Here is a 13494-nt window from a genome sequence, read left to right as displayed (position 1 = left end):
ACCGCGAGGTGAATCCAGGGCGGCATGGTCGCCTCCTGTCTCAACATCCCCGTGTGCAGCCCCCATTGACAGCGCTTTCTGCTGCCCCTAAGTTGCCGCGAAGTTACCGGTAAGAGCTCGAAAGTTTCGGTTCCCCGTCCCATGCCCCGGGAGGCCCGAGCATGAGCACGTCCACCACGTCGGCCCCACCGCCGGGCACCCAGGACCCGCCTCCGGCCAGGGCCGCACCCCGTCGTCGTCCGCGGAAACCCGCGCGCCCCGGATGGCGGCGGTCCCTGCGCCGGGACTGGCAGCTGTACTCGCTGGCCGTCCTGCCGCTGCTGTTCTTCCTGGTCTTCCGCTATCTGCCGATGATCGGCAACGTCATCGCCTTCCGGCGCTTCGAGCCGGGCGGTTCCCTCTTCGGCGAGCAGTGGGTGGGGCTGCGCTATGTGCGGATGTTCCTCACCGACCCCACCTTCTGGCAGGTGTTCCGCAACACCCTCTGGCTCGGCGGGCTCACGCTGGTCTTCTGCTTCCCGATCCCGATCGTGCTCGCCCTGCTGCTCAACGAGGTGCGCAGACGGTCGCTGAAACGGTTCGTGCAGTCGGTGTCCTACCTTCCGCACTTCCTGTCGATCGTGATCGTCGCGGGCATCACGATGCAGATGCTCGCCACGGACGGCCCGGTCAACCACGCCCTCGGCTGGTTCGGCCATGATCCGATCCGGTTCATCCAGGAACCGGACTGGTTCCGCACGATCTACGTCGGCTCGGAGATCTGGCAGACCGCGGGCTGGGGCACGATCCTCTACCTCGCCGCGCTCACCACGATTGACGAGGAACTGTACGAGGCCGCCCGCATCGACGGCGCCAACCGCTGGCAGCAGATCTGGCACGTCACCCTGCCCGGCATCCGGCCCACGATGATCACGCTGCTGATCCTCAACATCGGCACGTTCATGGCGGTCGGCTTCGAGAAGGTCCTGCTGCTCTACAACCCGCTGACGTATCCGAAGGCCGACGTGATCTCCACGTACCTCTACCGGACCGGTGTCGAGTCCAACAGCTTCAGCTACGCCGCCGCCATCGGCCTGTTCGAGGCGATCATCGGCCTGGTGCTGATCACCTCCGCCAACCAGCTCTCGCGCCGCACGGTGGGGACGAGCCTGTGGTGAGCGTCCACCGACCCACGCGTGGCTACCGCGTCTTCCAGGGCGTCAACGGAGTGATCCTCACCCTGGTCGTGGTCGTGACCCTGTACCCGTTCGTCAACATCGTCGCGCGGTCCTTCAGCGGGGAACGCCAGATCCGGGCCGGTGAGGTGACGTTGTGGCCCAAGGGCTTCAACCTCACCACCTACAAGATCGTGTTCCAGGACTCGATGTTCTGGCGGAACTACGGCAACACCGTGCTCTACACGGTCGTGTCCACCGTCGTCGCCATGGTCCTGACGACCTGTTACGCCTACGTCCTGTCCAAGAAGCACCTGCGCGGGCGGGGCCTGCTCGTCGGCATCGCCGTCTTCACCATGTTCTTCACCGGCGGACTGATCCCCAACTACGTGCTGATCAGCAGCCTCGGCATGAAGAACACCATCTGGGCGCTGGCGCTCCCGAACGCGATCAGCGTCTTCAACCTCCTGGTGATGAAGGCCTTCTTCGAGAGTCTGCCGACCGACCTGGAGGAGGCCGCGCAGATCGACGGGCTGAGCACGTACGGCATCCTGCTCCGCATCGTGCTGCCGCTGTCCAAGGCGGTCGTCGCGACGATGATCCTCTTCTACTCGGTGGCCTTCTGGAACTCCTGGTTCGCGGCGTTCCTGTACATGGACAGCACCGAGCTGATGCCGGCCACCGTCTACCTGCGCAACCTCATCTCGGGCGCCACCGGCGGCGGCAACGCGGGCGCCGCCACCGAGCAGCTCAGCCAGGTCGGGGCGAACATCCAGTCGGTCACCATCGTGCTCACCGCGCTGCCGATCCTGTGCGTGTACCCGTTCGTCCAGCGCTACTTCGTCTCTGGCGTGATGCTCGGCGCGGTCAAGGGCTGACGGCGGCACCTGACGTCCCTGGCACCTGACGTCCCCTCAATTCGCCTACGGAACAAGGGAGTATCCGTGAAGAACGCAGGACGGAAGAACGCAGGAGAGCTGTCCCGGCGTCAGATCCTCGCCGCCGCAGGCTTCACAGGCCTCGCCATCCTCACCGGCTGCGGCGGCGGTGACGACGGAGGGGACTCGAAGGACCTCTCCAAGAAGCAGAACGGCGCGATGAAGGAGTACCGCGCCGGACAGCAGTTCAAGGCAGCCAAGCCGCTGTCCTTCTCGGTCCTGCACAACAACAACCCGGTCTACCCGATGAAGGACAGCTGGCTGTTCTGGAAGGAGGTCACCAAGCGCACCGGCATCACCCTGAAGCCCGTCGACGTCCCCCTGGCCGACTACGAGAAGAAGCGCAGCGTCCTCATCGGCGCGGGCGACGCCCCGTTCCTCATTCCCAAGACGTACCACCCGGCGGAGGTCGCCTTCGTGTCCTCCGGCGCGGTCCTGCCGGTCAGCGACTACGTGCACCTGATGCCCAACTTCCAGGCCAAGGTGAAGAAGTGGGGCCTGGAGCCCGAGCTCGACTCCATCCGCCAGTCCGACGGAAAGTACTACCTGCTGCCCGGCCTGCACGAGAAGGCCAAGTCCGGCTACTCGCTGTCCTTCCGCACGGACGTCCTCGACCGGCTCGGCCTGAGCGTGCCCACCACCTGGGACGAGGTGTACGACGTCTTCAAGGCGCTCAAGGCGGAGTACCCCGACCGCTACCCCTTCACGGACCGCTGGAGCACCAACACCCCCTACCCTGTCGCGGCCCTGCTCAGCTACCTCGGCCAGGCGTACGGCGTCCGGGCCGGCTGGACGTACGACAACATCAGCTTCGACGCCGAGGCGAAGGAGTTCGTCTTCACCGGCGCGCAGGACGGCTACCGCCGAATGATCGAGTTCCTGAGAAAACTGGTCGCCGAGAAACTGATGGACCCGGAGAGCTTCACGCAGACCGACGACGCCGCCGTGCAGAAACTCCTCGGCGAGAAGTCGTTCGCGATCAGCGCCAACCCGCAGGAGCTGGTGCAGAACTACCGCTACAACCTGGAGAAGCAGGTCACAGGCGCGAAGATCGAGATGGTGCCGGTGCCGCTCGGCCCGGCGGGGCCGGTACTGATCGGCGGAAGCCGCCTCGAGAACGGCGTCATGATCTCCAGCGAGGCGCTCAAGAGCGACAGCTTCGTCGCGATGATGCAGTTCGTGGACTGGCTGTGGTACTCGGACGAGGGCCAGAAGTTCTGCAAGTGGGGTGTCCAGGGCGTCACGTACACCGGGTCCGGCGGCAGTCCGAAGCTGAAGTCGGGCATCAGCCTCATGGGCTCCGACCCGGACGCCCCGAAGGACCTCCAGAAGGACTACGGCTTCTTCAACGGTGTCTTCACCTACGGCGGCAGCTGGGCCCTGGTCTCCTCCTCGTTCAGCCCCGACGAGAAGAAGTTCCAGGACGCCATGTCCCAGCGCACGGAACTGCCCATCGCCCCGGCCCACCCGCTGCAGTCCGTCGAGCAGGAGCAGGCGACGCTCTGGGACACCCCGCTGCGCGACCACGTCACGCAGAACACGCTCAAGTTCGCCCTCGGCAAGCGCCCGCTGTCCGAATGGGACGACTACGTCACCGAGTTGAAAGCCAAGAACATGGACCAGCTGGTCGACGTGCACAACAAGGCGTACGACCGCTTCAAGAAGGAGAACGGGTGATCCGTGAGCCCGCCGAGCCGACCGGCCCGGCTCTCCGACGCCCGGCGGTTCCGCGTCGGCACCGGCCGTCTCGACCGCTGGTCGAGGTGACCCCCGTCGAGGATGAGGCACCGCCGTGGCCAGGCGAGCGGCGGCCGCTCAAAAGGGAGCCGCAGTGAGCACGAGCACGTCCGTCACCTTCGGGGAGGGCTCACTCTCCCGCGCCGCCGCCCTGATCCACACCCTCGTCACCGTCGAGGCTCTGCTGCTCCTCGCCGCGGCGCCCGGCTGGGCCGGACTGCTGCTGGTGGGCCCCGACGCCGCCAACCTCCCGCTGGCCGCCGTATGCCTCCTGCCGCTGGGACCGGCCCTGTCCGCCGCCGTGTACGCCCTCCACCACCGCGACCGTGGCCTCACCGACCTCCATCCGGCCCGCACCTACTGGCGGGGCTGGCGGCTCAACGCCCTTCCGGCCCTGAAGCTGTGGACGCCGCTGCTCGTCTGGCTGACCATCGTCGCCTTCACCCTCACCCACTTCTCCGCCACCGGCCTGCCCGGCTGGTGGGCGGTCCTGCTCGCCGTCGTCGGCGCCGGTTCCCTCCTGTGGGGCGCGCACGCACTGGTGCTCACCTCCCTCTTCACCTTCCGGGCCCGCGACACGGCCCGGCTCGCCGCGTACTTCCTGTTCCGGCACGGCCGGGCCACCCTCGGCGCCGCCTCGCTGCTCGTCCTGGCCGCCGGACTGACCGCCCTGCTGACCGAGGCCCTGCCCGCCCTGCTCGCCGCCCCGCTGCTGCTGTCCCTGCTGTACAGCGGCCGCCCGGTGATCGCCGAGACCCAGGAGGACTTCACCGCATGACCGCGCCCGGCACTCCCAAGATCCCGTACGGCGGCGACTACAACCCCGAGCAGTGGCCGGGGCCGGTCTGGGACGAGGACCACCGGCTCTTCACCCGGGCCCGCATCGACACGCTCACCGTCGGCGTCTTCTCCTGGTCGCTCACCCAACCCGCCGAGGACACCTGTGACTTCACGGTTCTCGACCGCATCCTCGACCGGGCCGCCGCCGAGGGCCGCCAGGTCTGTCTCGCCACCGGCACCGCGGCCCTCCCGCCCTGGCTCGCGAAGAAGTACCCCGAGGTCAACCGCACGGACTTCGAGGGCCGCCGGCACCGCTACGGCCAGCGCCACAACTTCTGCCCCAGCTCACCGGCGTACCGCCGGCTGTCCACGGCGATGGCGGCCCGGCTCGCCGAACGGTACGCCGGGCACCCCGCGTTGCTCGCCTGGCACGTCAACAACGAGTACGGCGGCGTCTGTTACTGCGAGCTGTGCGCCGAGGCCTTCCGGGACCGGCTCCGCGAGAAGTACGCCACCCTGGACGCCCTCAACGATGCCTGGTGCACCACCTTCTGGTCCCACCGCTACACCGACTGGGCCGAGATCGAACCGCCGAACGCCCTCACCGAGCACTGGCGCGGCCCCGACCACACCGCGTTCCAGGGCACCACCCTCGACTACTTCCGCTTCACCACCGACGCCCTCCTCGGCTGCTTCCGCGCCGAGAAGGAGGCGATCCGGCAGTACGACCCGGACACGCCCGTCACCACCAACTTCATGGGCATGTTCCGCCCCCTTGACTACCACCGCTGGGCGCCCCACCTCGACTTCGCCTCCTGGGACAGCTACCCGCCCCTCGACGCCCCGCCCACCTGGCCCGCCCTCGCCCACGACCTGATGCGCGGCCTCAAGGACGGCGCCCCCTTCTGGCTGATGGAACAGACCCCGTCCACCACCGCCTGCCGCGACGTCAACCCCTTGCGGCGGCCCGGCGAACTCCGCCTCGCCACCTTCCAGGCCGTCGCCCACGGAGCCGACGCGGCCCTGTACTTCCAGATGCGCGCCGCGCGCGGCGCCTGCGAGAAGTACCACGGCGCGGTGATCGGCCACGCGGGCCGCGACGACACCCGGGTCTTCGGCGAAGTGACCGAATTGGGGCGGGAGTTGGAGCTGCTCGGGGAGGAGAGCCTGGGCGCTCGCACCCCCGCCCGCACGGCCCTGCTCTTCGACTGGGACAGCTGGTGGGCCCTGGAGATCTCCGACGGCCCGTCCCGTCTGGTCCGCTACCAGGACACGGTCCACGCCTACTACCGGGCCGCCCGCGAGGCCGGCGCCGACGTGGACGTGGTCCCGCAGACCGCCGACCTCACCCCGTACGACGTGGTCCTCGCCCCGGTCCTGCACATGATCAAGGGCGACCTGGCGGACCGTCTGGAAGGGGTCGCGGCCCGCGGCGGCACGGTCCTGTCCACGTTTCTCTCCGGCCGCGTCGACGAACACGACCGCGCCTTCCTCACCGACGTCCCCGGCCCGCTCGCCCCCCTCATGGGCATCCGCGTCGACGAATGGGACTCCCGCGCACCCGACTTCGTACAGCCGGTGGAACTGGGGGAGTCGACGAGCCAGGCGCGCCTCGTCTTCGAGATCGTCCTGCCGCGCGGTGCCGAGCCGGTCGCCACCTACGGTGCCGACTTCTACGCGGGCACCCCGGCCGTGACCCGGAACCGGTTCGGCGAGAACGGGGGCGAGGCCTGGTACGTCGCCACCGCCCTCGACCAGCCGGGCGTCAACGAGGTCGTACGCCGTGTCCTCACCCGCCACGACCTGATCGGCCCGTACGCCGACCACGCGGGAGTGGAGACCGCGACCCGCGTCGCCCCGGACGGAACCCGTCTCGTCTTCCTCCTCAACCACGCCCCCGAACCGGCCGACCTGACCGCCCACGCCACGGCCACCGACCTGCTGACCGGCAAGCGGGTCGAGCAGGGCGACCCGCTGACCCTCGACCCGCTCGGCACAGCGATCCTGCGGCTTCAGTAGATGCGACGCCCATGGGCGTCCGGCACACCCGACTTCCGGAAGAAGTAGCTGTTGACCTGATCGCGCCACTCGCGGGCACTGCGGAGCTGTTCCTCGTACCGGTCCGTGACCCGCGCATGGCGTGCCGGGTCGACGAGGTCCGCGAGTGAGGCCCACACCTCACGGGCCTGCTCGACCTCCGTCACGCCCTCGAAGTGGGTGTCGTAGATGTGCTGGATCACCGTCTTCCCGCTGTGCAGTACGTGGCCGTACGACACGTGGTGGAAGAACAGCAGCAGCTCATCGGGGCAGGTCTTCGGCGACTCGTACACCTCGGACCAGGGCTTGGAATACTGCGCGACGTACCCCGTGCCGGTCGCCGCGCTCCGGTCGACGCCGATGCCGTCCCGGTCGGCGAAGTGGTAGGTGCCCCAGGGGCTGTACTCGTAGCCGTCCACGCTCGGACCGTAGTGGTGTCCCGGCTGCACCATGAAGCCGACGCCGAGCGGGGCGGTGTACTTCTCGTACGTCCGCCAGGAGCCGTCGAGCACGGCGTGCAGCCCGGCCCGCAGCCGTACGCGGTCCGAGGTCTCCTCCGGTCCGAAGGCGAGCCGGATCCACTCGTCGAGGACGCTTTCCGGGTCCGCGTCCGGCTGCCAGGCCAGCCGGCCGAAGGTGTACAGGTTGGCCTGTGCCAGCGGATGCCCCGTCCAGAACGGGTCGTCGCCGACGTTGGACACCGCCACCAGCCCGCCGCGCGCCGACTCCCCGACACAGGCGCCCGCTTCACCCTCCGGCCGGAACCGCAGCACCTCGCTCCACATCGGTCCGAGCCAGCACACATGCCGCTGCTGACCCGTGTACTCCTGCGTGGCCTGAACCTCCACCGCGAGCCTGGTCCCCGGCATCGCGCCGATCAGCGGTGAGACCGGCTCCCGCGCCTGGAAGTCCAGCGGCCCGTGCTTCACCTGGAGCACCGCGTTCGCGGCGAACTCCCCGTCCAGCGGGGCGAAGTGGTCGCAGGCGGCACGCGCCCGGTCCGTCGTCCGGTCCCGCCAGTCCTGGCGGTGGTCGTAGACGAACGCCCGCCAGTGCACGGTGCCGCCGTGCGGGGCGAGTGCGGCGGCCAGCATGTTGGCGCCGTCCGCGTGACTGCGGCCGTAGGCGAAGGGCCCCGGCTGACCCTCCGAGTCGGCCTTCACCACGAAGCCGCCGAAGTCCTCGATCGCCTCGTACACCCGCGCCGTCGCCTCGGCCCACCAGGCGCGCACCGAGGCGTCCAGCGGATCGGCCGTGGGCAGTTCGCCGAGCACCATCGGCGCGGCGAAGGTGACCGACAGATGGGTACGGATGCCGTACGGCCGCAACGCGCCCGCGATCTCGGCGACCTCGCCGATCCGGTCGGTCAGCAGATGCGCCTCGGTCTCGTGCACGTTGACGTTGTTCACCGCCACGGCGTTGATCCCGCACGCGGCCAGCAGCCTGCCGTACGCCCGCACCCGCTCCGTCTCGCCCCGCGCCCGCCCGTCCGCCCAGAACAGCGACCCGCCGGCGTAACCGCGCTCCACCTGGCCCATGACCGGGTGCACGGCCACGTTGTCCCAGTGGTCCACCATCCGCAGTGCCACCGCCGGCCGATGTGTCTCCCGCGCCCGCTCGCCGCCAAAGGCGTTCTCTCCGAGCCGTACGACGTGGAAGAGGCCGTAGAGCAACCCGGCCTGTCCCGACGCGGTGACGGTCGTCCGGCCGCCTTCGCGCTCGTACGTGAATGCCTCGGAGCGGTCGGAGTCCTCGGGGCCGGTCAGCTCCAGCACCAGGTCGTCCCCGGTGCCACCCGGCCCGACGTCGCGTACGACACGGCCGCCGAACCGCGCACAGGCCTCGGCCACTTCCCCGTGCACCGTCTCCACGAGGGGGCCGGAACCGCGGATCAGCGTGCGCCGGGTGCCGAGCGCCCGGAAGGCGCCGGGCGGCAGCCAGGCGGGGTCGACGTCAGGCAACGGCCGCGCCCGTTCCGCGGGCCGCGCCGATCAGGTCGGTGCGGCCCGACTCGTCGTAGACCGAGATGTCGACGAAGGCGCCGTCCGGAATGTCGAAGTCCTTCACCGTGAGGTCCACGACCTCGGACGTGCCCGGCGCGGAGAAGGTGCCGAGATCGTGGTAGCTGCCGCCGGACGAGTAGCCGACGGCGACGAAGAAGCCGTCCCCGTCGTTGCGGGTGTCGTAGACCCAGAGCTTCTCGTCGTGGGGATGGAACTCCACCTTGCCGACGAACCAGCCGTCGTCGTTCAGTTCCATCTTGACGGCCAGGCCGCCGGCGTCGTTCGCGAAGTAGGTGCCGTCGAACGGGTCCGTGAGATTGCCGCCGCTGCACGGGCAGTTGTCGGTGTCGTAGTAGTACTTGGCGAGACCGGGATTGGGGCTGTAGGCCTGGGCCGGTGCGGCCGTCGCGCACAGCGCCCCCACCACCAGACCGGTCCCCGCGAGCAGTCCCAAGAGCCGTCTCCTGATGCTCATCCGCGCTTCCTCCCTGTCCGGACGCCGTACCGCGCGGTCCTCACCGGCGGCCCGGCCATTCTGGTGCACGGGACGCTCTGGAGGTACCTGTCGGCTGCTGGGATGTGGTGGTTTCCGGCCAGCAACTCCGCCTGGAACAGAGCGGGTTGAGTGTGGGGGCAGCCGATCGTGCCGAAACGTCCCCGGGTCTGGGGTGCCGTCGGGGTAGGCCGGGTCGACGAGCCGTTCGTCACGTCGTGGTCCCGGTCGCCGTCCGCCGGTCGGCGCAGCGCAGTGCATGCTTTCCGGTGAATCCCGCGCCTGCCCCTCTTCGCGGCGGGCGAGTCGCCCGGTCCGGGTTCGACCAGCGAGAGCCCGCGCCGGGGGACAGGGCCGTCGCTCACCGGACCGCGTGGTGAGCGTCTCCGAGTCCTTGCCGTCGACGGAGCCCTGGAGCCTCCGGTCCCTCGGGTCGCGCTCGGCGGAGTCGTTCGCGGAAGTGAGCGCGGAGGTCACCACCTCCCCGGCTTGTCCAGGTCGGCCTCGGCCCACCCGGTCGGCGGGAAAGTCGGCCCCTGGGCGCCGGGCTCGCCGTCCGCGAGGCTCGCCCGAACCCTGTGCTGCTGCATACACCGGCGCGCTCCCAGCGCCCCGGACAACGGTGTCAGCCTCACCGCGCCAACACCGGTCAGAGCTCGCGGGAACAGTGGTGTCAAGGGTGTCGACGGTGTCATTCGATCCCTATGCCAGGGATTTTTCCGACAAGGGGCCCACAGGCCGCTCATATTTCCGGGAGGTCTCAACTCGGGAAAGACCCGCAGCCAACCTTGCATTCGATCTTGCTCCAGTGACCTGAAGTGGACTATACCTGTCGACGATTCACACGATCCGCACGTCACGATCCGCACGTCACGATCCGCACTTCATGATCCGCACGAACCTGCTTGACCTGACCGCGGTGCCCGGGAGGATCCGGTACACCGCCTGAGTCCTGGAGAAGGCGAGGACTTGAGCATGGGATCCACTTCCGCCGAGAACAACGGCAACGGTGGCGTCGGCCGCCGCGATCTGATCAAGCGGTCTGCGGCGCTGGGCCTGATCTCCGTCCCCACGATGAGCTTCCTGTCCGCGTGCGCCAGCAGCGGCGGCGACGACAGCGGAGACAAGGCCAAGGCCGGCAAGAAGACCGCGAAGAACCCGCTGGGTGTGAACGAGACCGCGGGGTTGGAATTCGTCCTGTTCGACGGTGGATTCGGCAAGGAGTACGCCGAGGACGCCGTGAAGATCTACGAGAAGAACTTCCCTGGTGCCAAGGTCAAGTTCTCCGCCACCCAGAAGATCCAGTCCACCCTCCAGCCCCGCTTCAACCAGGGCACCCCGCCGGACCTCATCGACAACTCCGGCGCCGAGCAGATGGACATGGGCGTCCTGGCCGGCAAGAACCAGCTCGCCGACCTCACCGCGCTCCTCGACGCGCCGTCCTACGACGACCCGGACAAGAAGGTCCGCGACACGCTGCGCCCCGGCATCGTGGAGATGGGCCAGCTGGACGGCGACCCGGTCTGGATCATGTACTACGCGTACACGGTGTACGGCGTGTGGTACTCGCAGAAGGCCCTGGACTCCCTCGACGCCACCTATCCCGAGACCTGGGACGAGATGCTCGCGGTCTGCGAGAAGGCCAAGAAGCAGGGCATCGCGGGCTGGACGTACGCGGGCAAATACCCGTACTACCTCCCCTTCTCGCTGTACCCGATGATCGGCAAGGTCGGCGGTGTCGAGGTGCTCGACGCGATCGACAACCTGGAGCCGAACGCCTGGAAGCACCCCGCGGTCAAGGCGTGTTTCGAGGCCTACTACGAGCTCTACAAGAAGGGCTACATCCTCAAGGGCACTCCCGGTCTGGACCACATCCAGTCGCAGACCGCGTGGGCCAAGGGCAAGGCGCTGTTCATCCCGAACGGATCCTGGGTGGAGAACGAGTCGGCCAACGTCATCCCGGCCGACTTCAATCTCGCCGTATCGGCGCCCACCGGCATCGACTCCTCCGACAAGATGCCCTTCGGCACCATCTGGGCCTCCGGCGGTGAACCCTTCATCGTCCCGGCCAAGGCGAAGAACGGCACGGGCGGCATGGAGCAGCTGCGCATCATGCTCAGCGAGGCGTCCTCGAAGAACTTCACCAGCAAGGTCAAGTCGCTGACCGCGTACAACGGCGGCACCGACGGCATCACCCTCACCCCCGGTCTCAAGTCCGGTGTCGCGGCGCTGGAGAAGGCCGGCGACAACGTGGTGAACCCGCGTCTGCAGGACTGGTACGTGCAGTTGCAGAAGGAGAAGATCGGGGTGTCCGGACTCGGCGAGATGATGGCCGGCCGGCTCACTCCGGCCGAGGCGATCAAGAAGATCCAGGCCTACGCGGACGAGACGGCCAAGGACAGTTCGATCAAGCACTACAAGCACCAGTAAACGGACCGGAGAAGCGATGCAGCACGGCAAGTACCGGTTCATCGTGGGGTTTTTGGCAGTGCCCCTCGGTCTGTACGCGCTATTCGTGATCTGGCCGTTCATCCAGTCCATCTACTACTCGTTCACGGACTGGACCGGCCTGAGCCCCGAATTCAAGATGGTCGGCCTGGACAATTACCGGAGGATGCTGGACGACGAGATCTTCTGGAAGTCCTTGCAGCACAGCTTGTTGTTCGCGGTCGTGCTGCCGCTGGTGACGATCAGTCTGGCGTTGTTCTTCGCCTTCATGATCAATGTCGGCGGACGGAGGAGGAAGGGCGGCCCGGTGATTTCCGGAGTCCGGGGCTCTTCCTTCTACAAGATCGTCTACTTCTTCCCGCAGGTGCTCTCGATCGCCATCGTGGCCCTGCTGTTCGCCTTCGCGTACAACCCGGACAGCGGCGCCATCAACTCGCTGCTGCGCGGGATCGGGCTCGACAGCGTCCAGCCCCTGTGGCTGGGCGACCCGAGCCTGGCCCTGTGGTGCGTGATGGCGGTGCTCGTGTGGTCCACGGTCGGCTTCTTCGTGGTCCTCTTCTCCGCCGGCATGGCCTCCATCCCGGCGGACCTGTACGAGGCGGCGCTGCTCGACGGGGCGGGCCGCGCCACCACGTTCTTCCGGATCACCCTGCCCCTGCTGTGGGATACCGTGCAGTCCGGCTGGGTCTACATGGGCATCCTCGCCCTGGGCGCCGAGTCGTTCGCGGTCGTGCAGATCATGACGACCGGGCCGGGCGGTCCCGACTACTCGACCACCGTGATGGTCCTGTACGTGTACCAGAAGGCGTTCCGCGACGGGCAGGCCGCCTATGCCACCACCATCGGCGTCGCCCTTCTCGTCGTCACGCTGGCCTTCGCCGCCCTCGTGATGCGGCTGGGCCGGCGCGAGCGGCTGGAGTACTGAGCTGATGAAGACGACCGAGACCCCCGCCCCCGTACCGGCAGAGCCCGCCATGCCCGTCACCAAGGCCGATGTCCCGGCCGGCCCGCCCCGCAAGGAGAAGAAGCAGGGCACCGCCCTCAACGTCTTCTCGCACGGGATCCTGGTCATCTGGGCGATCATGGTCGTACTGCCGCTGCTGTGGGCGGTGATGACGTCCTTCAAGGACGACAGCGCCATCTTCGGCTCGCCCTGGTCGCTGCCGGACCGGCTGCACTTCGACAACTGGTCGCGGGCCTGGACCGAGGCCAACATGAGCGACTACTTCCTCAACACCATTCTGGTGGTGGGGGGTTCGCTCATCGGGACCCTGGTGCTCGGCTCGATGGCGGCCTATGTGCTGGCCCGCTTCGACTTCCCGGGCAACCGGTTCATCTACTTCCTGTTCATCGGCGGCATGAGTTTCCCGATCATGCTGGCGCTGGTCCCGCTGTTCTACGTCGTGAACAACATGGGCCTGCTCAACACGATCCACGGGCTGATCCTGGTCTACATCGCCTACTCGCTCCCGTTCACGGTGTTCTTCCTCACCGCGTTCTTCCGCACCCTGCCGACCTCGGTGGCGGAGGCGGCCTTCGTGGACGGGGCCTCGCACTCCCGGACGTTCTTCCAGATCATGCTGCCGATGGCCAAGCCGGGTCTGATCAGCGTGGGGATCTTCAACTTCCTCGGGCAGTGGAACCAGTACATGCTGCCCACGGTGCTGAACACCGACCCGGACAAGCGCGTCCTCACCCAGGGCCTGGTGCAGCTGGCGGTCAGCCAGGGGTACAAGGGCGACTGGTCGGGACTGTTCGCGGGCCTGGTGATGGCGATGCTGCCGGTGCTCGCGGCGTACATCATCTTCCAGCGTCAGGTGGTGCAGGGACTGACCGCGGGGGCGCTGAAGTAGCGGCCCCCTCACCCGTACGGCGACCGCTTCCGGATCTTCCGGAAGCGGCGG

At 68.1% G+C, this 13494-nt stretch carries 10 protein-coding genes and 1 pseudogene; 8 read left to right on the top strand and 3 right to left on the bottom strand.

The features are described from left to right. The first annotated feature begins 161 nt into the window (after nt 1-161). The 5 genes from ACWBNA_RS25110 (at nt 162) to ACWBNA_RS25090 (ending at nt 6628) form a co-directional block, all read left to right on the top strand. Nucleotides 162-1157 carry an ABC transporter permease gene (locus ACWBNA_RS25110; RefSeq protein ID WP_482706764.1) on the top strand — a complete coding sequence of 332 codons (996 nt, stop codon included), beginning with the start codon at nt 162-164 and terminating at the stop codon, nt 1155-1157. Continuing rightward, nucleotides 1151-2032: a carbohydrate ABC transporter permease gene (locus ACWBNA_RS25105; RefSeq protein WP_383857603.1), complete on the top strand. Its 882-nt coding sequence runs from the start codon at nt 1151-1153 to the stop codon at nt 2030-2032. The genes ACWBNA_RS25110 and ACWBNA_RS25105 overlap by 7 nt, the downstream gene beginning before the upstream one ends. 66 nt (nt 2033-2098) lie before the next feature. Then, entirely contained in the window at nt 2099-3769 is a 1671-nt protein-coding gene (locus ACWBNA_RS25100) for an ABC transporter substrate-binding protein (RefSeq protein ID WP_482706763.1), read from the top strand. Between the two features lie 154 nt (nt 3770-3923). Further along, nucleotides 3924-4607: a YesL family protein gene (locus ACWBNA_RS25095; protein ID WP_482706762.1), complete on the top strand. Its 684-nt coding sequence runs from the start codon at nt 3924-3926 to the stop codon at nt 4605-4607. Next, nucleotides 4604-6628, top strand: coding sequence for a beta-galactosidase (locus ACWBNA_RS25090; protein ID WP_482706761.1), 2025 nt, complete (start codon nt 4604-4606; stop codon nt 6626-6628). Before ACWBNA_RS25095 ends, ACWBNA_RS25090 begins: the two co-directional genes overlap by 4 nt. On the opposite strand, the gene ACWBNA_RS25085 is transcribed toward ACWBNA_RS25090, so the two are convergent. The 3 genes and pseudogenes from ACWBNA_RS25085 to ACWBNA_RS25075 form a co-directional block, all read right to left on the bottom strand. Next, nucleotides 6622-8607 carry an alpha-glucuronidase gene (locus ACWBNA_RS25085; protein WP_482706760.1) on the bottom strand — a complete coding sequence of 662 codons (1986 nt, stop codon included), beginning with the start codon at nt 8605-8607 and terminating at the stop codon, nt 6622-6624. The genes ACWBNA_RS25090 and ACWBNA_RS25085 overlap by 7 nt on opposite strands. Continuing rightward, the gene (locus tag ACWBNA_RS25080; RefSeq protein ID WP_482706759.1) at nt 8600-9124 is read right to left on the bottom strand and encodes a hypothetical protein; all 525 of its coding nucleotides are present in this window, start codon (nt 9122-9124) and stop codon (nt 8600-8602) included. Before ACWBNA_RS25080 ends, ACWBNA_RS25085 begins: the two co-directional genes overlap by 8 nt. Nucleotides 9125-9365: 241 nt before the next feature. After that, a pseudogene (locus tag ACWBNA_RS25075) lies at nt 9366-9717 on the bottom strand (hypothetical protein); the annotation flags it as partial. Between the two features lie 400 nt (nt 9718-10117). Here ACWBNA_RS25075 and ngcE point away from each other — a divergent pair. The 3 genes from ngcE to ACWBNA_RS25060 are packed head-to-tail and all read left to right on the top strand — an operon-like array spanning nt 10118 to nt 13443. Further along, nucleotides 10118-11572 (top strand): N-acetylglucosamine/diacetylchitobiose ABC transporter substrate-binding protein, encoded by a 1455-nt coding sequence (ngcE, locus tag ACWBNA_RS25070; protein ID WP_482706758.1) that lies wholly within the window; start codon nt 10118-10120, stop codon nt 11570-11572. A gap of 16 nt (nt 11573-11588) precedes the next feature. Beyond that, nucleotides 11589-12515 (top strand): carbohydrate ABC transporter permease, encoded by a 927-nt coding sequence (locus ACWBNA_RS25065; protein WP_482706757.1) that lies wholly within the window; start codon nt 11589-11591, stop codon nt 12513-12515. A 4-nt stretch (nt 12516-12519) separates the two neighbouring features. Then, complete coding sequence (locus ACWBNA_RS25060; RefSeq protein WP_482706756.1) at nt 12520-13443, top strand: carbohydrate ABC transporter permease; 924 nt, start codon at nt 12520-12522, stop codon at nt 13441-13443. Nucleotides 13444-13494 lie beyond the last annotated feature (51 nt).

This window comes from Streptomyces sp. Q2 (genome assembly GCF_056820935.1).
Note: the sequence above shows the minus strand (reverse complement) of the source record. Positions and strands in the feature narration are given on the sequence as shown.